General features: G+C 63.1%; 14 protein-coding genes and 2 pseudogenes. 9 read left to right on the top strand and 7 right to left on the bottom strand.

Going from position 1 to position 21,564, the window contains the following annotated elements; genetic code table 11:
• Genes ACFE77_RS00585 through ACFE77_RS00570 form a run of 4 tightly spaced genes read left to right on the top strand, consistent with a single transcriptional unit; the run spans position 1 to position 5,934 of the window.
• Positions 1–870, top strand: coding sequence for a substrate-binding domain-containing protein (locus ACFE77_RS00585; protein WP_375419692.1), 870 nt, complete (start codon positions 1–3; stop codon positions 868–870).
• Between the two features lie 34 nt (positions 871–904).
• Positions 905–2,257, top strand: a complete 1,353-nt coding sequence (gene hisD / locus ACFE77_RS00580) for a histidinol dehydrogenase (RefSeq protein WP_375419666.1) — start codon at positions 905–907, stop codon at positions 2,255–2,257.
• Between the two features lie 48 nt (positions 2,258–2,305).
• On the top strand, positions 2,306–3,691 hold the full coding sequence (locus tag ACFE77_RS00575; protein WP_375419665.1) for a GntP family permease: 1,386 nt from the start codon (positions 2,306–2,308) through the stop codon (positions 3,689–3,691).
• Complete coding sequence (locus ACFE77_RS00570; RefSeq protein ID WP_375419664.1) at positions 3,691–5,934, top strand: alpha-amylase family protein; 2,244 nt, start codon at positions 3,691–3,693, stop codon at positions 5,932–5,934. Before ACFE77_RS00575 ends, ACFE77_RS00570 begins: the two co-directional genes overlap by 1 nt.
• 382 nt (positions 5,935–6,316) lie before the next feature.
• Here ACFE77_RS00570 and ACFE77_RS00565 read toward each other — a convergent pair.
• Positions 6,317–7,416, bottom strand: a protein-coding gene (locus ACFE77_RS00565; RefSeq protein ID WP_375419663.1) for an IS3 family transposase whose coding sequence is annotated in 2 segments (ribosomal slippage) — positions 6,317–7,164 and positions 7,164–7,416 — 1,101 coding nt in all. Because the reading frame shifts where the segments join, the coding sequence is not laid out codon by codon here.
• Positions 7,417–7,507: 91 nt separating this feature from the next.
• On the opposite strand from ACFE77_RS00565, the gene ACFE77_RS00560 reads away from it, so the two are divergent.
• Positions 7,508–7,807, top strand: coding sequence for a cupin domain-containing protein (locus ACFE77_RS00560; protein ID WP_375419662.1), 300 nt, complete (start codon positions 7,508–7,510; stop codon positions 7,805–7,807).
• A gap of 889 nt (positions 7,808–8,696) precedes the next feature.
• On the opposite strand, the pseudogene ACFE77_RS00555 reads toward ACFE77_RS00560, so the two are convergent.
• Both ACFE77_RS00555 and ACFE77_RS00550 read right to left on the bottom strand, forming a co-directional pair.
• Positions 8,697–9,553 (bottom strand): annotated as a pseudogene (locus tag ACFE77_RS00555) (L-lactate dehydrogenase).
• A 228-nt stretch (positions 9,554–9,781) separates the two neighbouring features.
• On the bottom strand, positions 9,782–10,273 hold the full coding sequence (locus tag ACFE77_RS00550; protein ID WP_375419661.1) for a hypothetical protein: 492 nt from the start codon (positions 10,271–10,273) through the stop codon (positions 9,782–9,784).
• A gap of 727 nt (positions 10,274–11,000) precedes the next feature.
• Between ACFE77_RS00550 and ACFE77_RS00545 the strand changes: the two genes are divergently transcribed.
• On the top strand, positions 11,001–11,348 hold the full coding sequence (locus ACFE77_RS00545; protein WP_375419660.1) for an HIRAN domain-containing protein: 348 nt from the start codon (positions 11,001–11,003) through the stop codon (positions 11,346–11,348).
• A 273-nt stretch (positions 11,349–11,621) separates the two neighbouring features.
• On the opposite strand, the gene ACFE77_RS00540 is transcribed toward ACFE77_RS00545, so the two are convergent.
• The 3 genes from ACFE77_RS00540 to ACFE77_RS00530 form a co-directional block, all read right to left on the bottom strand.
• Positions 11,622–12,248, bottom strand: coding sequence for an SOS response-associated peptidase (locus ACFE77_RS00540; protein ID WP_375419659.1), 627 nt, complete (start codon positions 12,246–12,248; stop codon positions 11,622–11,624).
• 42 nt (positions 12,249–12,290) lie between these two features.
• Positions 12,291–12,560: an HU family DNA-binding protein gene (locus ACFE77_RS00535; RefSeq protein WP_375419658.1), complete on the bottom strand. Its 270-nt coding sequence runs from the start codon at positions 12,558–12,560 to the stop codon at positions 12,291–12,293.
• A gap of 131 nt (positions 12,561–12,691) precedes the next feature.
• Positions 12,692–13,138: a hypothetical protein gene (locus ACFE77_RS00530; RefSeq protein WP_375419657.1), complete on the bottom strand. Its 447-nt coding sequence runs from the start codon at positions 13,136–13,138 to the stop codon at positions 12,692–12,694.
• Between the two features lie 170 nt (positions 13,139–13,308).
• On the opposite strand from ACFE77_RS00530, the gene ACFE77_RS00525 reads away from it, so the two are divergent.
• The 3 genes and pseudogenes from ACFE77_RS00525 (at position 13,309) to ACFE77_RS00515 (ending at position 19,037) form a co-directional block, all read left to right on the top strand.
• Entirely contained in the window at positions 13,309–14,070 is a 762-nt protein-coding gene (locus ACFE77_RS00525; protein ID WP_375419656.1) for an ImuA family protein, read from the top strand.
• Positions 14,071–14,233: 163 nt separating this feature from the next.
• Positions 14,234–15,777, top strand: a pseudogene (locus tag ACFE77_RS00520) (DNA polymerase Y family protein).
• Entirely contained in the window at positions 15,774–19,037 is a 3,264-nt protein-coding gene (locus tag ACFE77_RS00515) for an error-prone DNA polymerase (protein ID WP_375419655.1), read from the top strand. Before ACFE77_RS00520 ends, ACFE77_RS00515 begins: the two are co-directional and overlap by 4 nt.
• A gap of 746 nt (positions 19,038–19,783) precedes the next feature.
• Here the strand turns inward: ACFE77_RS00515 and ACFE77_RS00510 are convergent.
• Entirely contained in the window at positions 19,784–21,517 is a 1,734-nt protein-coding gene (locus tag ACFE77_RS00510; protein WP_375419654.1) for a putative bifunctional diguanylate cyclase/phosphodiesterase, read from the bottom strand.
• Positions 21,518–21,564: the final 47 nt, after the last annotated feature.

Raw genomic sequence — 21,564 nt, 5'->3', positions numbered from 1 at the left:
ATGATTGGCATCATCGTGCCGCCACTCGAAAATCAATTCTACCCTGAAATGCTAGAGACGCTGGCAGGTGCCTTTGGTCAATATGGCCAGCGCATCCTGCTGTTTACCTCCCGTCACGATGCGTCCAACGATCCAATCCTTCAGGACGTTCTAAATGCGCGGGTAGACGCTCTGGTGATGGTCTCTGCTTCCGTGTCTTCGGTGTTTGCCGACGAGTGCCGCGCAATCGGGCTACCGATAGTCATGCTGAACCGCAAAACAGACAGCCGTAGCGTATCCAGCGTCACTGGAGCCAACCGTAAAGGGGCGGCAGCCATAGCCGACTTCCTGGTAGCGGGGCGCCACACGCGCTTTGCTTATCTTGCGGGATTAGAAACCTCCTCTACGAGCCGCGACCGCGAGGAGGCATTCGTAGAGCGGCTGGCCCACCATGGTAAGGAGCTGGCGTGCCGCGAGATTGGTAATTACTCTACCGCCGGCGCGACCGCTGCCGCGCGTGCGCTTCTGGGTCGTGATAGACCACCTGACGCGATCTTCTGTGCCAACGATCATATGGCGCTCGTAACCATCGGTCTGGCGCGCTCAGAATTCGGCCTAGACGTTGGTCGTGCGGTATCGGTCGTAGGCTTTGACGATTCTCAGCTTGCGCGATGGCCACTGTTCTTGCTCACTACGTATTCGCAGCCTTTGGCGACCATGGCGGACAAGGTGGCAGAGATCGTGGACGAGCAGCTGAACGGCGATGGTGGCTCGGTGGCAGAGATCGAGGTGCCCGGCGAGTTACTGGTACGCCAATCGGCTCGCTTGCCACGGCGCGGGCTATCAGGCCCGCCAGAACGAATGATCTGGCGGGCGCCAAAGAACGGCTGACGTACTGCGGGTGGCGTTGACAGGCTTATCTTGCATGCGTATGCAAAAAAGAAGAACAATTGGGAGGGCGTTTGTGGCGCGGTGGATCAAGCGGGGCGCGACAGACGCGACCATGCGGCAGCAGGCCGACCGGCAGGTTCGCGATACGGTTGAGGGCATCCTGGAACAGATCACAGCCGGCGGTGACGACGCTGTGCGTGACTTATCCATCCGCTTTGATGGGCTTGACCGGGACTCCTACCGCCTCACAGATGCCGAAATCGAGGCCTGCCTGGACAGCATGGCTCCACGCGACCTAGATGACATCGCCTTCGCGCAGGAACAGGTTCGTACCTTCGCCACGCACCAGCGCGCTACGATCCTGGATCTGGAGGTCGAAACCCGGCCTGGCGTAGTGCTAGGGCATCGTAACATCCCGGTTGACGCGGCTGGCTGCTACGTACCGGGCGGCAAATACCCACTTTTGGCCAGTGCGCACATGTCGGTGATCACCGCAAAGGTAGCGGGCGTCGCGCGCGTCGCGACTTGCGCGCCGCCGTTCGGCGGCCGGCCCGCTCCTGCGATCGTTGCAGCACAGCATTTGGCCGGAGCCGACGAAATTTACTGTATCGGCGGTATCCAGGCGGTCGGCGCGATGGCGTTGGGAACGCAGACCATTGCGCCCGTGGACATGCTGGTGGGGCCGGGCAACGCTTATGTCGCGGAGGCCAAGCGGCAGCTGTTCGGTCGCGTTGGCATCGACCTGCTAGCGGGGCCAACGGAGACGCTGATCATCGCCGATGACAGTACAGACGGCGAAATGTGCGCGACGGACCTTCTCGGCCAGGCAGAGCATGGGCCGGACTCTCCCGCGATCCTGCTGACCACGTCAGAGCGGCTGGCAAATGATACGCTACGCGAGGTGGAGCGCCTTCTGGCCGTGCTGCCCACCGCGCCTATCGCAGGTCGCGCGTGGCACGATCATGGCGAGATCATCGTGGCGGAAACCGACGAAGAGATGGTTGAAGTAGCGAACCAGATCGCGTCGGAGCACGTACAGGTACTGTGCCGCGACCCTGAATATTTTCACAAGCGCATGCGCAATTACGGTGCGTTGTTCCTGGGGCCGCGCACCAATGTCGCGTATGGCGACAAGGTGATCGGCACCAATCATACCCTGCCAACCAGGCGCGCGGGCCGCTACACGGGCGGACTTTGGGTTGGATCCTTTCTCAAGACGCACACCTTTCAGCGCGTTCTGACAGACGAAGCCTCGGCGGAGATCGGCGCTTATTGTTCGCGGCTGTGCGCGCTCGAAGGCTTTGTCGGCCACGGCGAACAGGCGAACCTGCGAGTACGCCGCTATGGCGGGCGCAACGTGCCGTACGGAGCCGCAGTGGAGGGCTGACGAGAAGGAACGGTCGACCCGGAAAACGGGCGTACGGAAGGGAGAGAGATGGCCGTTCTGGCAAGTCTGATCAGCCTCGCATTCCTGATGTTCGTGGCTTATCGAGGTTTTAGCGTCATCTTGCTCGCGCCGGTGGCTGCAATGATCCCGGTGCTGCTCTTACAGCCGGGCGACGTGCCGCTCGTGTTTACCGGCGTGTTCATGGAACGCGCAGTCGGGTTCATTAAACTCTACTTCCCACTATTTCTACTCGGCGCCTTGTTTGGCAAATTGATGGAACTTTCGGGTTTTGCGCGCGCGCTAATCAATTGGGTGGCCAAGCGGACGGGAGGTCGAGCGGCTGTTGGGCCGGTGGTGCTGGTTTCCGCGCTGCTAACCTATGGCGGCGTGTCGCTGTTCGTCGTCGTTTTCGCCGTCTACCCCTTTGCGGCCGAGCTGTTCCGGCAGGCTAAGGTGCCTAAGCGACTGCTTCCCGCCAGCATGGCGCTTGGTGCATTCAGCTTCACTATGGATGCGCTGCCCGGCACGCCACAAATCCAGAACATAATTCCAACCAGCTTTTTCGGAACCACAGCTTGGGCGGCGCCGTGGCTGGGTCTGATTGGAAGCGCGTTCATCGCGGCGCTGGGTACTGCCTATCTGCAGTGGCGGGTGCGCGCAGCAGGCGACGAGGGATATGGTGAGAACCATCTGAACGAGCCGGTGTCGCTGCCCGATGCAGCGCCGGCAAACCCGATCCGGGCGCTGTTGCCGCTTGTGACGGTGGTCGCGGCGAATGCCCTGTTCGCGACCGCAGTTGCCCGTAGCTTCGGCCCGGAAGTCAGCGTCGCCCTTCCGGGCGTCGCGACCGTCGTCACGGCCAAAACCAGCAGCGTAGCGGCCATTTGGGCCTTGGAGGGGGCGCTGCTGCTCGCGATCCTGCTGGTGATCGCCCTTCGCTTCCGGCACGTTGTCGAAGGATTCAGCGAGCGGACCCGGCCGGCGATCGCCGGAGCGTTGCTCGCGGCGATGAACACCGCATCCGAATATGGTTATGGTGCTGTAATCGCAGCGCTGCCGGGCTTCATTGCTGTCCGTAATGCGGTAGCGTTGATTCCCGATCCGCTGGTCAACGCCGCGGTAGTAACCACCACTCTCGCCGGGATCACCGGGTCTGCATCGGGCGGGCTGGGCATCGCGCTCGGCGCCATGGGAGAGCGGTTTGGTGCAGCCGCACAGGCGGCCGGCATCCCGCTGGAGGTCATGCACCGGGTCACCGCTATGGCGAGCGGAGGCATGGACGCGCTGCCGCACAACGGGGCGGTGATCACGGTACTTGCAGTGACCGGACTAACCCACCGCCAAGCCTACAAAGACATATTTGCGATCACGCTGATCAAGACCGCGGCCGTGTTCGTGGTGATCGGTGTATTTTACGCGACGGGCATTACCTGATGGAAAGGCGGAAAATGCATACTAACAGGCGCGAATTCGCGGGCGGCGCTGCGGCACTGGCCGTCGGCCTAGCCGCAGGCACCGGTCCTGCGCTGGCGACGGCAACAAAGACTTCAACGCCAGCGCGCCTCGACCCGAACGCCTGGCATCAACGAATTAAGCGTATCGTCCAGGTAAACTTCAACGAGCGCGATCCAGAAAGCTTCGATGTCGACCGCTGGGCCGATTATCTCGCCGCGACAGAAGCGCAGGCTACGTTCCTGAGCGTTACTAACATCGTTGCGTTCTACCCTACGGCATTGCCCGACCTGCCGGTCAGCCGCTATCTGAACGGCCGCGACCTGTTCGGCGAGTGCGTGGCCGCCCTACGCAAGCGCGGCATCCGCATCTTGGGACGGCTTAGCATTGACGTTGCAGAGATCGGGCTCGCCGAGGGGCGTCCAGAGTGGTTCCGTCGCAACGCCAACGGGTCTCTGGTGGTGCGCGGGCTGGTAGGAGGGCCAGGTGACCCAGCCTCGTCGCGCGAGCATGCGGCCACCTGCCAGTTCAGCACCTACTACTCGGAGTTCGTACCTGCGCTTATTAACGAGGTCCTGTCCCGCTACGCGATCGACGGCATCTACTCGAACGGTTGGCCCGGGGTGGATGCACCGGTCTGCTACTGCCGGGCCTGCCGCGCCATCGGCGAACCAGGCAGCGAAGCCTACAAGCAGGCGTACCAGCGCCGCGCTGTGGAGTTGTGGCGGCTTTACAGCGACCTGGTCAGCCGACGGGGGTCAGCCGCTATCTTCTCCGGAAACTTAGGGGGCGGTTTTCGCGGCGGTGACCTGGATCTCACAGAGCTAACCGCGCAGGCGCCCTGGTTCCTAGCCGATAATCAGGGGCGCGGGGGCGTCGGGGCACCAACTTGGGACGCCAGCCAGCAGACGCGGATTGCCAAGGCGATCGTCGGGTCTAAGCCGGTCCCGAACTCGACCGGATCGTACCAGATTGCCGGCGATAATCGCTGGCGCAACGTCACCGGCAACCCTGACGAGGTTCGATCTCGGCTCTTCCAAACCGCGGCGGCGGGCGGCGTGCTCTACTATCACTGGCTCGGGTACCAGCAGGGGTTCGTCGAGGACCGGCGCTGGCAGGAAGTCGGGCGCGAGGTGTTTGCATGGCAGGCAAAGCATGATCGTCACTTCCACAATTTGGCGTCCTTGGCCGAGGTGGCGATGGTCGTCTCGCAGCGGTCTAACCGTTTGTACAAGCCGCCGGTCGGCACCGAGACCCTGGACGCTGTGCAGGGCATGTACCAGCTGCTTACGGAGGCACGAATCCCGTTCGACGTTGTGCTGGACAACGCGTTGTCGGCAGATGCGCTAAAGTCATACCGAGTCCTAGTGCTGGCGAACGCCGCGCTGCTGAGCGACGCGCAGGCAGCGCAGATCGAAGCGTTCGTGGGGCGGGGCGGCTCTTTGCTGACTACGTTTGAAACTGGCCTATACGACGAGGCCGGCAAGCCCCGCGCCGACTTTGCGCTAGCGCGGCTCTTTAGCATGCGGCGGACGGGGCCGCGTGAGAGTTTTGGTATCGCGGCGTCGGCGCCGGGTGGACCGTTCCCCGGTTCTAGCGCTACCCAGCGGCTGGGAAGGCCGCACCCGCTGACCGCAAGCTTTCGCGACACTAACTGGATCCAGGGTTCGAGCGCGCGGGTACCGATTGCTGCTGAGGGAACGGCGATCCTGACACACGTCCCTCGCTATCCCTGGTACCCGACAGAAGCCGTGTTTCCGCGCGAACCGCGCACGGACTCACCGACGGTAGTCGCACGTGAGCGAGGGCGGTCGCGGATCGCTCACCTCGCGGGAGACGTGGAGGCGGGATACTGGCGGACCGGAGCTGGTGACTTAGGTGACCTCGTTACCAACGCGCTGCAATGGATAAACGGCGACGGGGGAGCGTTTCAGGTTGAGGGCGAAGGGCTGGTCGAGACGTTTGGCTGGCGGACTGAGCCGGGTTATGCCGTTCACCTGGTCAATTTTACTAACCCCAACTTCCGCGCCGCTGCGCTGCGCCGGGCTCACCGGGTCGGGCCGCAAACGGTGAGCATGCGAGTGCCGGCATCATTCCAGGTTACCGAAGCGCGGCTGTTGCGGTCAGAACGCAGCGTTCCCGTCCGCCGAACGGCCAAGGGTATTGAGTTCGTGGTGCCCGACCTTGTCGACTACGAAGTCGCGGCGTTAGAGGCGAGAGCTTAGCGGTCCGCAAATAACTGGTTGCTCGACGCTGCCAGCCGAATTGTCCCGGGGGATGCGCCTCGACCCTGACTACGTCCTTTTGCGCTAAGCATCGGTCGAGCATTCGATCTCGCGGCGCGACTATGCGCGTCTCAATCTACCAAGTTCTGGTCGCAAACGGCTGAACCAAGGAGACAGCTATGTGCAAAGAAGTCGGTATTGCGGTTGCAGCAGCGCTGACGCCTCAGGTGCCTTAGCAGCAACCATGCAAGGGCAGCCGGGCGTCAAGCGCACGGATCTTCATGAGCTGCCCCCTTCTGAGTGGTCCATCGACTATGACAGTCTGGATCGAGGTTGAGGGTCCCCCGGTTTCTCATCCAGGCTGAGGGTGAGTTTCCGGCGTTCATACGGCGGCGATCTTGACCGCGGCAGCAGCATATTCGACTGGCGTCAGCCAGCCAAGCGATGTGTGAGGACGGCTCTCATTGTAGTCCCGACGCCAGGCTTCGATCTTAGTTCGGGCATCGGCAAGCGACAGGAACCAGTGTGCGTTCAAGCACTCGTCGCGCAAGCGACCGTTGAAGCTCTCGATGAAGGCGTTGTCCGTTGGTTTGCCCGGCCGGCTAAAGTCCAGCGTCACACCGTTCTCGTAGGCCCAGCGGTCCAGCGCCTTCGAGATGAACTCCGGCCCGTTGTCCACCCGGATGGTTCTGGGTGCGCCGCGGATTGACGAGATCCGCGTCATCGCCGCAACCACCTGTTCGCCCTTGATACCCTGGTCGACATCAATCGCCAGCGCCTCGCGGGTGAAGGCGTCGACCACCGTCAGCGCCCGCAGCCTTCGACCGTCGAACAGCGCGTCCGAGACAAAGTCCATCGACCACATTTCGTTCGCCGCCAGCGCCGCTGGTTGCCGCACCCGATTGGCAGCGCTGACATTACGTCTAGGCTTCTTGAGCCGAAGGCTCAGTCCATCCTCCCGGTAAAGCCGGTAGACACGCTTGTGGTTCACGAACCATCCCTCCCTGCGCAGCAGGATGTAGATCCTGAAGTAGCCATACCGCGTCCGGGTCGCCGCCAGATCGCGGATCCGCATCACAAGCGGCGTCTGGTCGGGGCGGTGTGACACGTAGCGCACCGAAGACCGCTCGGCGCCCAGAACCGAGCAGCTACGCCTTTCGCTGACCCCATGAGACGCCTGAACGTGCGCGACGAGCTCGCGTCGCCGCCCAGGCGTCAGAGCTTTTTTGCCAGCACGTCCTGCAGAATGTGCTTGTCCAGGCTCAGATCGGCGACCAGCTGCTTCAGCTTCCGGTTCTCGTCCTCAAGCTGCTTCACCCGCCGCAACTCACCGACGCCTAGCCCACCGTACACCTTCTTCCAGCGATAGAATGTCTGCTCCGAAATCCCCATCCGCCGGATGACTTCGGCCACCGACGTGCCGGTTTCCGCCTGCTTCAGCGCGAAGGCGATTTGCTCGTCCGTGTACCTCGACTTCTTCATGTCCCAGCTCCTTGCCCGCAGGCTTCATAGGGCCGGAAAACTCTCATTCAGATTGGGCTAAAAACAGGGGGGACGTCATCAACGACATGACTTGTCGATCGCCAACTGGGAGACCGTTCAAGCCCGGATTGAGATCGCTCCGGGAGCCACCGCGCTTTGGCACCGCCACTCAGGAGAGGAGGTCATCTACGTCATCGAAGGCATGCTCGAGTATCAGCTAGAGGGGAAATCCCCCGCGACGTACAAGGCTGGCGAAGTTCTATTCATTCCTGCAGGTGTGGCACATCAAGCGTACAATCCTGGCAGGGCCAACGGCGCCGAGCTCGCGACCTACATAGTAGAAAAGGGCAAGCCGCTCGTGCAACCCGCTCCTGACGTTGAGCAGCGTTGACGATCACGGCGCTCTGCTGTCCAGACGACTAGAAACGCACATGCCGCCACACCGGCGCGAGGGGTAGTAAACTCGGGCCGATGAATGAACGGCTGATGTTGAGGAGCCTCAAACTGGTCCTGAATGACCGAGAGTGGGTCTTGCTGTTCAAAGAGCGCGCTGCCGGAGGCTCTGGCGTCCCGACCGTAGGCAGCTACCCGGCCATCATTCCTGCCGGTATGGACCGTTGATCCGTAGTTGATGACGGTCTATATCGAATATGCTGGTTCGCTCTCGATAGCGGATACATCAACCCTGAGGCTCGAGATGTGCTAGCGTCTCGAGCCTCAAATTTTGGAGGGGCCAGCGCTGCTAGACGCCGACCCCCGTCACTCACTCGCCTTTGCGAGCAACTTCGATGATTTTGAGCACCAAAGTGGCAAACGCGATGCAAAGTATCGCGCCACCAATGAGCAACTGTGCTAGTTCACTGTTTCCGATAGAGAATACACCTCCTTTGACGGCATGAATACGCCCGACGCTGCTAGGCGCCGTTCGTCACCGCCATGTTCCTCCTGAATGATCATCGCTCCGCGGGGAAGGGGGTTTACAGCATCGGTAGCGACCTCGGACCGGGCAGCCGATCCGCGTTGGAGCGCCCAGCTCTTGGCTCCTCGTTGTCGACTAAAGTCGCGTGCTTTCGAGTCGTTCAGTGAATTGGCCGGATGCGCCGAGCGCTCTTGCTGGCGTGAGCGAGGCCTACCCTATTGCGAGACATCAGCCGAGCATGCTGACCTTCCGCCGAAGCATAGCTTAGGTGCAACCTTGCGCCGCACGCCTGCTCAGGTGAGGCGATCGGCGGGGGCAAGGGCTTGCTGATTTAACATTGATTGGTTGCCATGATTGCTTCTCAGCTGGCTGCTTGCAGGGTTTGTCGTAGGAGGTCGCTCGATGCGACCAGCGCGATCTGCTCGTCGTCGGTTAGCAACGGCGTCAGGATCCGCAGGATGCCGCCTGCACCAACCAGGCAGGGGAGGCTCAGGTAGATGCCGTCGATCCCGTACTGCCCTGTCAGCAGCGTTGAGACAGGCAGTATCACGCGCTCGTCGCGGTGGATGGCCTCGCAGATGCGCGCGATCGAGCTAGCGACGCCAAACGAGTGTAACCCTTTCCGTCGCTGATCGTGTAACCTGCGCGCATAACGTCGTGCGCTACGCCGGGACGGTCGAAGCTCTGCTCGCCCAGATATGCGTCGAGATCCATGCCGCCGATGCGCACGGTCGAGTAGGCCATGACTTCGCTGTCACCATGTTCGCCGAGCACAAGGGCCTCGACGGCGCCGGGTGCGATCGCGAGCTGATCCGCGATCCGCTTCCTGAAGCGGTTGCTGTCCAGGAGAGTGCCCGTGCCGATCACACGTTCCGGCGGTAGCCCCGATGTCTGCTGTGCGACCTGCGTCATTGCGTCGGCCGGGTTGGAGGCAACCACGAGGATGCCGTCGAACCCTGCTTCCATCGCCTGAGTGACGCACTCTCGCACAATGGCGGCGCTTCTGCCCGCAACAGCGGTGCGCGGCTCGACGTCCTTGGTTCCAGCACCTGCGGTGATGACGAGGATGCTGGCGTCGGCGACGTCGGCGTAGTCACCGGCCCAGATCCGCACCGGCTGAGCTATCGCATTGGCATCGGCGATGTCGGTCGCCTCGGCGCCGGCTCGTTCCGGATTGTGGTCGATCAGCACGATCTCGGCGAACAACCCGCGCAGCATCAATGCGTAGGCGGCGGTGGCGCCGACGTTACCCGCGCCGACAATGGCGATGCGCGACGATGTAGACATGAGTGACCTTCCTGGATGCCGAACGGAAGCCAGCGTTCAGCGCCAGCCCGGTCGAACGGATGTAACGACCAGATCCTCCTGATGGGTACGGCGTTCATCGCACGCCCGACAATCGTAGGTCTGCGGACGACTGAGCAACGGAATTGAGAGACGCTGCACCTACTTCAAAGCACGCGCGAGATCGGCCTTGCTCATCTTTGATCTACCGGGGATGCCTTGCTCCTTGGCCAGCCTGTAGAGGAGCGCTTTCGATCGCTGATCATCGTGATGGTTGGTCTTGGATGCTACATCGGCCGGCTGGGCCGAGTACTGTTTGCCCATCTTCGTGTCGGCCCGCTTCTTGGCGGTGGTAAGATCATACTCCGACGCGGTAAGTTTCTCTCGCTCGGCTCTGGGCAGATAACGCTCCTGGGTTTCGCCACTTGGCGCGCCCGACTTTGTACCCCAATCTTCCTTGGTCCACTCCGCCAGCGAGTTGTCCGCCTTCTTCTTGCCTTCGTATCCTCCGCCCTGTTTCTTGTACTCGGCGACGGCAAGTTGCGCCTTCCGAGCGGACCACTCGCCTTCCTCTCCGCCTTTCTCGCCGGCGATGACGCTCTTCTTGATCTTGTCCCAAAGGTCAGGATCGCTACGCTTTGCGGTGCTGCTCATCGATGAACAACTTGGAGGCGACGGGCCGGTTCCGGCGTCGGTGTACCATCGCGATTTGACCCCGAGGTAAAGCGCTCGATCTTCTCCGTAAGGTTCAGTTATGCGGCCCGTCCGCCCCCTCGTTGCGGCGGCGGAGTACGCGCAGAATCACAAGCGCAGCTAAGAACGGGGTGGCGAGGGCCACGAGCACGGCAACACAGATGACAAGAACCGTTCCGGTCATCCGCCTAGTTTCGAGCTACGGGAAAGACCTACACCCGGCGGAACATCCCGCCGGGTGTAGCCGCGGCAGAACCTTCTAGACGACGTTCGGGGAGTTGCTGCGCGCTGGACACAATCACGCACGTTGTTAGCTTTTCGCTGTGATCGGAACCGACGCCCGACTGACGGCAGATGTCCTATTCTCGTCCCGGCTCCCTTCGCCCTCTATGACGTGTCTGGTGGCGTAGAGGCGGCGCAGGATCAGCGCGAGGTCACCCTCGGTAAGTTGTGAGGCCGCATCGACCAGCGTCCCCTCCGGGAGCGGTTCGACCCAAGCGGCCAAGCGGTTGCACGCCGCGGCCAGATCCTCATCAGCGCTGTCATCGAAATTAGGCATCGGACAAGCGTACGCCTTCCGCGGTGGCCCGCAAGATCATAGATCGTCGACATGCAGGAACTCACCCTCGCAGTCGTCGGCATCGACTTTCCAAATGCGGACGGCAGCAACCGACGGTCGGAGGCGATAATGACGATGCCCGGCGACCCGGTCCAGCTGATAGCGGAGCCCAGGAACAAGCACGACAGCAATGCAATCGCCGTGATCAGTTCAAGCGGCGTGCAGCTCGGCTACGTCAACGCCGAGCGGGCGCCGTACATCGGCAGTCGGCTCGCCCGCGGCGAGGACGTGATGGCCATCTTCCAGGGGATCGACGGCGGATCGGCGTTTATCCGCGTTCGTTTCGGCGGTGGCGCTCCCTCGCTTCCGGCGACGACGAACGTCGTCCCGTCTGCACCACGTCCGCCCCGGCGGCAGGGGCCAGCCGATCCTCACGCCTTCTATCCGGACGAAGATAGTTCAGAGTGGGGAGCCTGATGCAGCCGGCACGGCAACCGGGCACTCCAGTTTGCGGCGAGCCGCACCGTTGCGCCAGGCCGAACATAGCGGGCCATCCTGTGGGCTCGATTCAGGCGGGTGAGCGCTCGTTGACGGTCGGGCAAGGTTCGATCGGCATAAGCGGTGCCGGGCGCTGCCGGTCTCCCAACTCTTCTGGCAGCGTTCGACCGCCATCGCCAGCGCCGTAGCATCCGGTCTCCACCGCCCTCAGGCGCGGTCTGGCGATGGCGGTGCGCATAAGGTGCGTCCTGGTCAGCTGCTTACGGTCATTAGCTGAGACGGGTAGGGCGCCACCATTTCGGTTAAGTCTTCCCATGGAGCCGACAGCCAACGCTCATAGTCGTCGTCGTGGAGTATGACGGGCATGGCCTTCGGGTGGATCGGCGCCACGATCGCGTTCGGTTCCGTAGTCAGGAAGCCATAGGCGTTGCCGCGCTCGGTCGGTCGCCAGATCCCGGCGAAGGCAAAGATCGGCCGGCTAGGCACATCGAACCAGTGGAGTGGCTTTCTGCCGTCCTCGCCTGGAGCAATGCCAAACTCGGAGAACGCGGTTACCGGCACGAGGCAACGCTGCGCCGGTGTGGTCAGCATCGACCGCCAGAAGGCTGAGCTCAGGTTGCGGACGTTGGTGACGTACTTCGTCAGCTTGACCGAAGGGTCACGCTTGCTCGGCACATAGGTAGGAACGCCCCACTCCATGCGCTCGATGCGCCGCTCAGCTCCGTCTTGTACGATGACGGTGCCGTAAAAGGGTGTCTTGTTGCCCGTCGGGAAGATGTCCGCCGGCGGGAACGTCTCATCCGGCTCATAGGGCGGGCGGATGCCAAAGGTGGCAGCGACTTCGGCCTGTTTTGCCGTCAGCCTGTACCGATTGCACATCCGCCATCCCTTGATGCCAGCGACGGATCGCCAGCGCTTGGCTCAGAGCTTGTCCTTAAGGCCCTTGGCCGCCGTGAACGACACCTTCTTGGACGCCGCAAACGTCATGGTCTCGCCCGTTGCCGGATTACGGCCCTGACGCTCAGGACGATCCTTGACGGTGAACTTCCCGAACCCTGCGAGCGACACTTCCTCGCCCTTAGCCGCAGCGTCCGCGATCTGGTCGAAAACCGCGGTGACAGCCTTCTTCGCGTCAGCTTCGCTCGAGCCGGTCACCGTCGCGACGCCCTTGGCCAATTCAGCGATATTCATGTTGATCTTGCTCCCTGAGAAAACGAGCGGGTCCCTTACCAACGGCGAGCGGCGACACAACGCCCGTTCTGCGGGAGGTGCGGGCCGTTCCCGTCATTGCCGACCGCTGAGGCACTCGCACAAGCTGGAATTCAGCGCTCCGCCAGCCGTTGTCGTGTGACGCGAGGATCCTCGTACAGGTCGCGCAGCGCGCGTCGGCGAAAGACGTTCCACCAGCGCTGCCAACGGTGCTCGGGTGCATCGTGGATCATGTGGCAGCGCTGGCAAAGCGCCTTCAGGTTTGCAGACGCGCTGTTGCTCGGATCATGGTCGAGGTGAGCGCAGGCCAGCACGACGTACGTCACCCTGACACTCGCAAGCGTGAAGCCGCCCTTGATCGAGATCCGCTTGCCCCGGTCTGAGCGCCAGCACGCTGCCTCCGCATCCCACCAGCGACCATCGCCGAGATGCGCGACCCGCTGAAGGTGCGGGCGGCTACATTGCTCGCAGCGTCTCCCGGCCCGCTCGAAGCGGATCGTGCCTGACAGCTGCTGCCAGTCGATCGGGTAGAGCCAGCGGTTTTCGGCACGTATCGGCATCGCGATTCTATGAGTCAGCTGGTGACCCAGGGGAAGCGAAATCTTCCCTCTTCGTTGCCGCTACGTTTTGCTCCCGTTCTTCGCTGAATCGATGAACCGAGCCGATGCGAGCTTGACCGATGGAGCACGGTAACGGAACATAAAGGGAACAAGCCGAGTCTTAGAACACGATGCCCGCCGCCCTCGATTCTCTCGCGCCAAGCATAGCGCACCTGCGGACGATCGCCACACCGGTGACCGACTACCGCGTGCTGCCGTTCGGCGTCGATGCGATCGACAGCAGGCTTGGGGCAGGGGGATTGCGCGCTGGTGCGCTCCACGAGGCGACCGCGCAGAGTGCCGCGTTGGTCGACGACGCGGCAACGACCCTGTTCCTTGCCGGGATCGCAGCGCGGGAGGCTGCGAACACCGGAGGTCTGGTCCTCTGGGCCAGCTGTAGGCACGACCTCTACGCTCCCGCGCTGGAGCAGGCGGGCCTCGCGTCTGCCAACGTTATCTACGCTCAGCCGCAGGACGATGCTGCGCTACTGGCCGTGATCGAGGATGCTGTCCGCGACGGCACGCCATGCGCGATCATCGCAGAGGCGAGCAAGGTCTCGATGGTCGCGACCCGCCGCCTGCAGCTCGTGGCGGCTGAAGCCGACATGCCGGTACTGCTGCTGCGTCGTCGCCGCGGCAGAGACCAGGATCCATTCTCCGAGCCATCAGCTGCCTGGACGCGCTGGCGGATTGGCTCTGCGCCTTCGGCGCGGTTGGACGTCGCGGGTGTGGGAAGAGCGCGGTGGTCGGTCGAACTTGCACGTCAACGTGGCGGTGCATCCTTCTCCCTGATTGTGGAGGGCAGCGATGAGACGGGTCGTCTCGCTGTTCCTGCCGAACTTGGCCATCGAACGGCTGAGACGGTTGGAACGGCCCGCTACGCGGCTGCCTGAGCGGCCTGCCGTGCAACTGCCGGTCGACGACGACCCGGGTGCCTGTTCGGTGCCGCGGGGCGGCGGTTGGCGGCCTGGTGCCCGCTGGGCACGAACCAGCGCGCAGTCGCGAGAGGAGGTCGAGGCTCAGATCGCAACGCTGCCGGTTCACGCGCAGCCGCCCATGCGTGAGCTCGGCAGGCGTTCGGAAGCAGCAAGCCACCCTTACAGACCGCCGACTGATACGAGAAGCCAGCAGCCTTCATCGCGCTTTAATATTCAAAGCAATGTAACAGCACCTCTAGCGCTGGTGGGGAAGGTAGGGCGCCGCGAAGAGGTGGTGTCCGCTTGCGAGGGCGCGCGAGCGCTCGGCATTCATCCCGGCATGGCGGCGACCCACGCGCGTGCGCTGGTGTCGGATCTCGACTTCCGACCAACCGAGCCGGAGGCCGATGCGGCTCTGCTGGATCGACTGGCGCTGCTGGCGGTCAGGCGCTGGTCCCCGAGCGCGGCCGTGACGCCGCACGATGGCCTGTGGATCGACTTGGCAGGCTGCGAGCACCTGCATGGCGGCGAGGAACGGTTCTGCCGACGCTTGCTCGCCTTCTGCCGCCGTGCGGGCTTCACCGCGCGCGTTGCCGTCGCAGACACCCCTGGCGCTGCCCATGCGCTGGCTCGCTTCGGCAAGGGTGACCTCATCCGCGTCGGACCTCACGGGACAGCGGACGCACTTGCTCCGCTGCCGATCGCGGCGCTTCGCCTCGCACCCACGGCGCTAGCAGCGGCGCGTAAATTCGGCTTCGATCGGATTGCGGATCTGCTGCCGGTCGCGCGTGGTCCGCTGGCACGTCGTCTTGGCCTGCCAGCGATCACACGCCTAGATCAGGCACTAGGCGGCGTCCCAGAGCCGATCACGCCGCGTGACGACCCGGAGGTGCCCGCGGCTGAGCGCCGGCTGCTGGAGCCGATCGGCACGGCCGAGGCAATCGAGCAGGTCATGGGCGACCTGCTGCGCGATCTAGCCGTTGTGCTGCAGGCGAAAGGGCTAGGTGCGCGATCACTTCGCCTGAAATGCTTGCGCGTCGACGGCACCGAGCAGCTCGTGGCAGTCGGCACCTCTCGGCCGACCCGCGAGGTGTCGCATCTCCTGCGGCTGCTGAAGCTGCGCATCGAGCGCATCGATCCGGGCATGGGCATCGAGCAATTCATGCTTTTGCTCCGCACACCGAGCCGCTGGATGCCCTCGATCTGGGGGCCGTCCTGGCGGGCGAAACGCTGGTGCGCGATCCGTCCCGGTTGGTCGACGTCATCGCCGGCAGGATCGGTGTCCGATCGGTGTTCCGCATCGCCCCGGTCGAGAGTCATGTGCCGGAGCGAGCCGTCGCCCACTCCGACCCGAACGAGGTTCCGGGAAACTGGCCCGCTTGGCAACGTCCCATCCGCCTTTTCGCGCATCCAGAGCCGCTGCATCGGGTCATGGCTCTGATGCCGGACCAGCCTCCTCGCCGGTTCGAGTGGCGTGGCAAGACCTACAAGGTTGTCGCAGGCGACGGACCTGAGCGCATCCATGGCGAATGGTGGCGCCGCGACGCGGAGGTGTGGGCCGTCCGGGACTATTACCGCGTCGAGGACGAGACCGGCGGGCGCTTCTGGGTGTTTCGCCGCGGTGACGGCTTCGAGGACGATACAGGCGATCTGTCCTGGTGGATGCACGGGGTCTTCGGATGACCCACTATGTCGAGCTTCAGGTGCTCACCCACTTCTCGCTCCTGCGAGGCGCTTCCAGTCCGGAGGAGCTGTTCGCGGCCGCGGCACTGCTCGGCTATCCCGCGATCGGCGTCAGCGACATTGGCACCGTCGCCGGTGTCGTGCGCGCATGGGAAGCCCAGAAGGCGACCGGCGTCCGCTCGATGGCCGGGACTCGCGTTGACCTCTCCTGCGGTAGACGCGTGTTGCTCTATCCAACCAACCGACCAGCCTGGTCCCGGATCACGCGGCTGCTGACGGTTGGCAAGACGCGGGCAGGGAAGGGGGGCTGCCTTCTTCACTGGCATGACCTGGAGCAATGGTCGGAGGGCGTGATCGCCATCCTGCTGCCTCATGAGGCGGACGAGGAGAACCTTGCGGCCCTGAAGGACCTGAAGGCGGTTTACGGCCGGCGAGGCTACATGGCGCTGTTCCAGCGGCGCCGGCCGGGGGATGCTGTCCGCATCGATGCGCTCGCCCGACAGGCGGGCGGTGCCGGCGTGCGCGCGGTCGTGACCGGCGACGTGCTCTACCACGCGCCCGAGGCGCGGCTGCTGCAAGACGTGGTCACCGCGGTGCGCGAGAAATGCACCGTCGATGAGCTCGGCTACCGCCGCGAGGTCAACGCCGATCGCGCGCTGAAGTCACCCGACGAGATGGTCCGGCGCTTCCGCGCCTATCCCGACGCACTGCAGGCGAGCGTGGACATCTCGCGGATCTGCACCTTCGATCTTGGCGAGCTTCAGTATCAGTACCCGCACGAGAAGCTGATCGACGGACTGACCGCGCACGAAGCGCTTCAGCGCCTGGCCGATGAAGCTGTCGACCGGATGTTCGATGGCAACGTGCCGCAGGCCTACACCGACCAGATCACGCATGAGATGCGGCTGATCGGGGAGCTTGGCTACGCGCCTTACTTCCTGACCGTCTACGCGATCGTCCGCGAGGCACGCCGGCGCGGCATCCTTTGCCAGGGCCGGGGCTCGGCTGCGAATAGCTGCGTCTGCTTTGTGCTCGGGGTCACCTCGATTGACCCGATTAAGCACGAGCTGCTGTTCGAGCGGTTCGTGTCTGGAGAGCGGCGCGAGCCGCCCGATATCGATGTCGATTTCGAGCATGAGCGCCGAGAGGAGATCATCCAGTGGATCTATGAGACCTACGGGCGCAATCATTCCGCCCTAACGGCGGTGGTCCAACGCTATCGTGCGCGAGGCGCGGTCCGCGACGTCGGCAAGGCGCTCGGGCTTCCAGAGGATCTGACCTCATCGCTCGCGGGCCTCGTCTGGGGCTGGTCGGCCGAAGGCGTCGGCGAGAAGCAGGTCGACGAGCTGAACCTAGACATCGGCGATCGCCGGCTGCGACTGACGCTGGAGCTTGCCCGCAAGCTGATCGGCGTGCCGCGCCACATGTCGCAGCATCCGGGCGGCTTCGTCCTAACTCACGACCGCCTCGATGACCTGGTGCCGATTGAGCCTGCCGCGATGGAGGATCGTCAGATCATCGAATGGGACAAAGACGACATCGACGCACTCAAATTCATGAAGGTGGACGTTCTCGGCCTAGGCATGCTCGGCTGCATGAACCGCGCCTTCAACATGCTCGAGGCGGACAAGGGGCTACGCGTCGAGCTCAAGGATCTGCAGGACGACGACCCTGACGTCTACGCGATGATCCAGAAGGCTGACACGCTCGGCACGTTCCAGATCGAGAGCCGCGCCCAGATGAGCATGCTGCCGCGCATGAAGCCGCGGCGCTTCTACGATCTTGTCATCCAGGTCGCGATCGTCCGGCCAGGGCCGATCCAGGGCGACATGGTCCACCCGTATCTGCGCCGGCGTGAGGGTCTGGAAAAGCCGGAATACCCGCGACCCGAGTTGCGGGCGGTGCTGGAGAAGACGCTCGGCGTGCCGCTCTTCCAGGAACAGGCGATGAAAGTCGCGATCGTCGGTGCCGGGTTCACCCCGGCCGAGGCGGATCAGCTGCGCCGCGCCATGGCGACGTTCAAGTTCACTGGCGGGGTCTCGCACTTCTCAGAGAAGCTGGTCAACGGCATGGTTGAGCGGGGTTACCCCCGCGAGTTTGCAGAACGCACATTCCGCCAGCTTGAGGGTTTCGGCTCGTATGGCTTTCCCGAGAGCCACGCAGCGTCCTTCGCCAAGATCTCCTACGCCTCGTCTTGGATGAAGCACCATCATCCGGACGTGTTCTGCGCGTCGCTCATGAACGCGCAGCCGATGGGCTTCTACGCGCCGGCACAGATCGTCCGCGACGCGCGCGACCACGGCGTCGAGGTTCGTCCGCCCTGCGTGAACGCGAGCCGCTGGGATTGCACATTGGAGAAGACGGGCGGGCGCTATCTCGCGGTGCGGCTTGGCCTGCGGCAGATCCGCGGCCTGTCGAACGCTGATGGCGCCAAGATCGTAGGCGCGCGCACCACGACTGCCTTCGAGAGCGTGGAGGATGTCTGGCGGCGATCGGGGGTCCAGCGGGCCGCGATCGAGAAGCTGGCGGATGGCGATGCCTTCCACGGCTTCAGCGTCGATCGCCGCCAGGGGCTCTGGAAGGTGAGGGGTCTCGGAGAGGCCCCGCTGCCCCTCTTTGCTGCGGCCGATCGGTCTGCCGAGACCCTCAGCGCCGAAGGTGTTGAGCCGGACGTGGCGCTGCGGCCGCTTACCGACGGACGTGAGGTGATCGAGGACTACCGGGCACTCCAGCTCTCGCTCCGCGCGCATCCGCTGACGTTCGTCCGCGACGAGCTGACCCGCCGCGGCGTCACTAAATGCGCCGACCTCGCGAGCATCCGCGACGGCCGTCATGTCGAGGTCGCGGGCATCGTTTTGGTTCGCCAGAAGCCCGGGTCGGCGAAGGGTGTCCTGTTCATTACGATCGAGGACGAGACCGGCATCGCCAATGGGATACTTTGGCCCGACCGTTTCGAGGCGCAGCGCCGAACGATTATGTCGGCGTCCATGGTCGGCATGAAGGGCCGGGTGCAGAAGGAAGGCGAGATCATCCATGTGATCTGCGACCGGATCATCGATCACGGAGATCTGCTCCACCGCGTCGGTGATATGTCGTTTCCGCACCGCACCGGCCGCGGCGATGCTGCGCAGCATCCGGGCTCGCCTGATCGCGGCGACAAGGGCTGGCAACCAGAGCCGCGCAACCAGTATTGGCCGCCCCACGCGGACGGGATGGATCCGGAGGAAGTGGTGCGGTTCAAGTCGCACGACTTCCACTGATAGGTGTCCCAGCTCTCAAGGCACCAGCGCGTCGTGATCGGGCTTGCCGTCCACATCCTGCGCGGCGGCCTTAGCCGTTGCGCAGATGCCCGGATCGATGGAGTCGAGGTTCGCCTGGCGCTACGCTGCCTTCTGCCACACTGCCCAGAGCGCTGGCCACTCGAGCTCTATTGGGACGCCGCAAAACAGGATAACGAGATTGGACGAGCACAGGGAGTAACGGCGGCTTTCAATGGCATCGTGCGGCAGCTGCGGCGGGCCGGGCGCTACGATGAACACTCGCCGCTATAAGGCGCGCGAGCGGGCCATATTGGCGACGGCGCCCACAATGGACCTTTGTTCAATCGGCCGCTGCACAGCTCATTCTTCGTTGTGCGGGGAAGGCGATCTAAGTGAGCGGGTAGTAGCCGGTACGAGAGCACCCTTGGTCAGCCGAACTCGAGTTCTACAGCGGTCAAATCCCGTCCCCGCAACCAAATCTAGCCGCTATGTCAATGACATGGCGGCTTTTCCGTGTACGCCGTAGATGGCTGATATAACCGCTGGAAGCACGGCGGAAGCAAAACAGCGCGTGGTCCTGCGTACTTATACCTTCAACCAGTCTACGATAGCATGGGCTTAAATCTGGTGGAAAGCGGCTTGTCTGCTTTCGTGCTGGCTGGCGGTAAGCAGCCGTTCGTTTTGGCGGCGGTCGAGGGGCTAAACGACTGGTGGTGGGTGATAGCCGCACGCTGCCCTAGGGTGGCTTACGCCGCCGGTGAGGCGACTCCACTGTCAGGCGCTGCATCTAAATACGTTGCTGCTATCTCGCGCGCTGGCATTGGACGGCCATATCGGTACCCCTGTGCTTCGTCGCAACCCAGGCGACGTACAGCGGCTTCCTGTTCGATCGTCTCAATCCCTTCGGCGATCACTTCGAGCCCGAGGCTATTGGCCATGCTGACGACTGCCCCGACGATCGCTGCATCGCCAGCTTTTCGGTCTACCCGTGCGATGAAGCTCCGATCGATTTTCAATCGGGTAACAGGGTACCTTTGGAGCAGGCTCAACGAAGCATAACCGGTTCCAAAATCATCGAAAGCAACACCAACGCCTAGCGCCCTCAGCTTTCTAAGTGCTTTTGTCGACTGGCTGCTATGGCGAAGAACGGTGTTCTCTGTGATCTCAAGCTCAAGTTTGTTCGGGGAGAGTTTGTGCTTCTGCAGTGCTGCCGTAACTACGTCGAACAGCCGACCAGATCGCAGCTGTGCAGCAAAGAGGTTCACTCCGATGCGCAAGGGTCCAAGCCCGGCTTGATCCCAGTGGGTCGCTTCCGCGCAGGCCTGTTCGATGATCCAATCGCCAACTTCTTCCGCGATCGCACTCTCCTCGAGCACCTGGATGAAGAACTGTGGCGCGAGCAGGCCGTGATGCGGATGACGCCAGCGAAGCAGTGCTTCTACGCCCGCAAGCGAGCTGTCCCGGAGCCGAATCTGAGGCTGATACCACAGCTCGAACTCGCCGTTGGCAACAGCTTGGCGAAGCTCCGAGCCGAGGCGATGTTTCTCCTCCGATCTGTTCTGCATCTCGCGCGCGAAGAACGTCCGGACGCCGCCCCCAGTACTCTTTGCGCTGTACAAGGCTAGGTCCGCGCTCGATAGAATTTGCCCGACGTCGGACGCGTCTTTCGGCGACATGGCAATGCCGATGCTCGTGCCGATGTACACGGACTGTCCTGCAAGTTCGAACGGCGCGTGCAACGCCTTCAGGATTCGTGATGCAAGTTCGTCCAGTCGCAACGGGTCGGCACACGCGGAAAGGAAGACCGCGAATTCGTCGCCGCCCAGGCGCGCAACGAAATCGGTGTTGCCGACCGCGGCGCTCAGCCGGTCCCCGACCGCGGTCAGAAGCTGATCACCGACAGAGTGCCCTAGGCTATCATTCACATGCTTGAAGCCATCAAGATCGAGCAGCATCAAGGAGCAAGGCATGCGTCCGACGCTCGCGTTCAGCGACTTGAGCAGCGCGTTGCGATTGGGCAGGGATGTGAGGGTGTCGCAATGGGCAAGGTGCTCAAGGCGCTCCGTGGCTGAGCGCCGATCTGCGATGTCGCGCAGCAAGGCACCAAACATCGGCGTGCCACCTTCGAACCACAGCGACAGCGACAGATCGACAGGTATCTCACTGCCGTTTGCATGCAGCGCCAAGATATCAACCGACTGGCCCGCCAGTCGTGCTTGCCCGGTCTGAACCGCGCGAGCAAGGCCTGCGTCGTGCGCAGCGCGCAGCCTTTCTGGGATGATGATCGAGAGTGGCTGGCCGATCGCTTGTTCCGCGCTGTAGCCGAAAAGCTGTTCGGCCGCGGAATTCCATGAAATGATCAAATTGTCCGCGCCAGCGCAAATCGCGGCCGTCGCCGAGTTGGCCAGCATCTGCTCGTATCGATGCCGCGTCGACTCGCCTGCCGTAAGCTCGACCGATGATTGATCCTGTGGCTGCATCTCAGTCTCACCTTCCGAGGAAGGATGGCACACAAATGTTAATTACC

The organism is uncultured Sphingomonas sp. (genome assembly GCF_964243315.1).
GTDB lineage: Bacteria > Pseudomonadota > Alphaproteobacteria > Sphingomonadales > Sphingomonadaceae > Sphingomonas.
The sequence above is the reverse complement of the archived record's forward strand: the minus strand, read 5'-3'. Positions and strand labels throughout refer to the sequence as shown.

What these genes read in the sequence shown, in the direction of transcription:
- ACFE77_RS00585 (WP_375419692.1), top strand. Translation starts at nt 1, where the DNA reads ATGATTGGCATCATCGTGCCGCCACTCGAAAATCAATTCTACCCTGAA.
- hisD (WP_375419666.1), top strand. Translation starts at nt 905, where the DNA reads ATGCGTATGCAAAAAAGAAGAACAATTGGGAGGGCGTTTGTGGCGCGG.
- ACFE77_RS00525 (WP_375419656.1), top strand. Translation starts at nt 13,309, where the DNA reads ATGCCCGCCGCCCTCGATTCTCTCGCGCCAAGCATAGCGCACCTGCGG.
- ACFE77_RS00530 (WP_375419657.1), bottom strand. Translation starts at nt 13,138, where the DNA reads ATGCCGATACGTGCCGAAAACCGCTGGCTCTACCCGATCGACTGGCAG.
- ACFE77_RS00535 (WP_375419658.1), bottom strand. Translation starts at nt 12,560, where the DNA reads ATGAATATCGCTGAATTGGCCAAGGGCGTCGCGACGGTGACCGGCTCG.
- ACFE77_RS00545 (WP_375419660.1), top strand. Translation starts at nt 11,001, where the DNA reads ATGACGATGCCCGGCGACCCGGTCCAGCTGATAGCGGAGCCCAGGAAC.
- ACFE77_RS00570 (WP_375419664.1), top strand. Translation starts at nt 3,691, where the DNA reads ATGGAAAGGCGGAAAATGCATACTAACAGGCGCGAATTCGCGGGCGGC.
- ACFE77_RS00540 (WP_375419659.1), bottom strand. Translation starts at nt 12,248, where the DNA reads ATGTGCAATCGGTACAGGCTGACGGCAAAACAGGCCGAAGTCGCTGCC.
- ACFE77_RS00515 (WP_375419655.1), top strand. Translation starts at nt 15,774, where the DNA reads ATGACCCACTATGTCGAGCTTCAGGTGCTCACCCACTTCTCGCTCCTG.
- ACFE77_RS00510 (WP_375419654.1), bottom strand. Translation starts at nt 21,517, where the DNA reads ATGCAGCCACAGGATCAATCATCGGTCGAGCTTACGGCAGGCGAGTCG.
- ACFE77_RS00550 (WP_375419661.1), bottom strand. Translation starts at nt 10,273, where the DNA reads ATGAGCAGCACCGCAAAGCGTAGCGATCCTGACCTTTGGGACAAGATC.
- ACFE77_RS00575 (WP_375419665.1), top strand. Translation starts at nt 2,306, where the DNA reads ATGGCCGTTCTGGCAAGTCTGATCAGCCTCGCATTCCTGATGTTCGTG.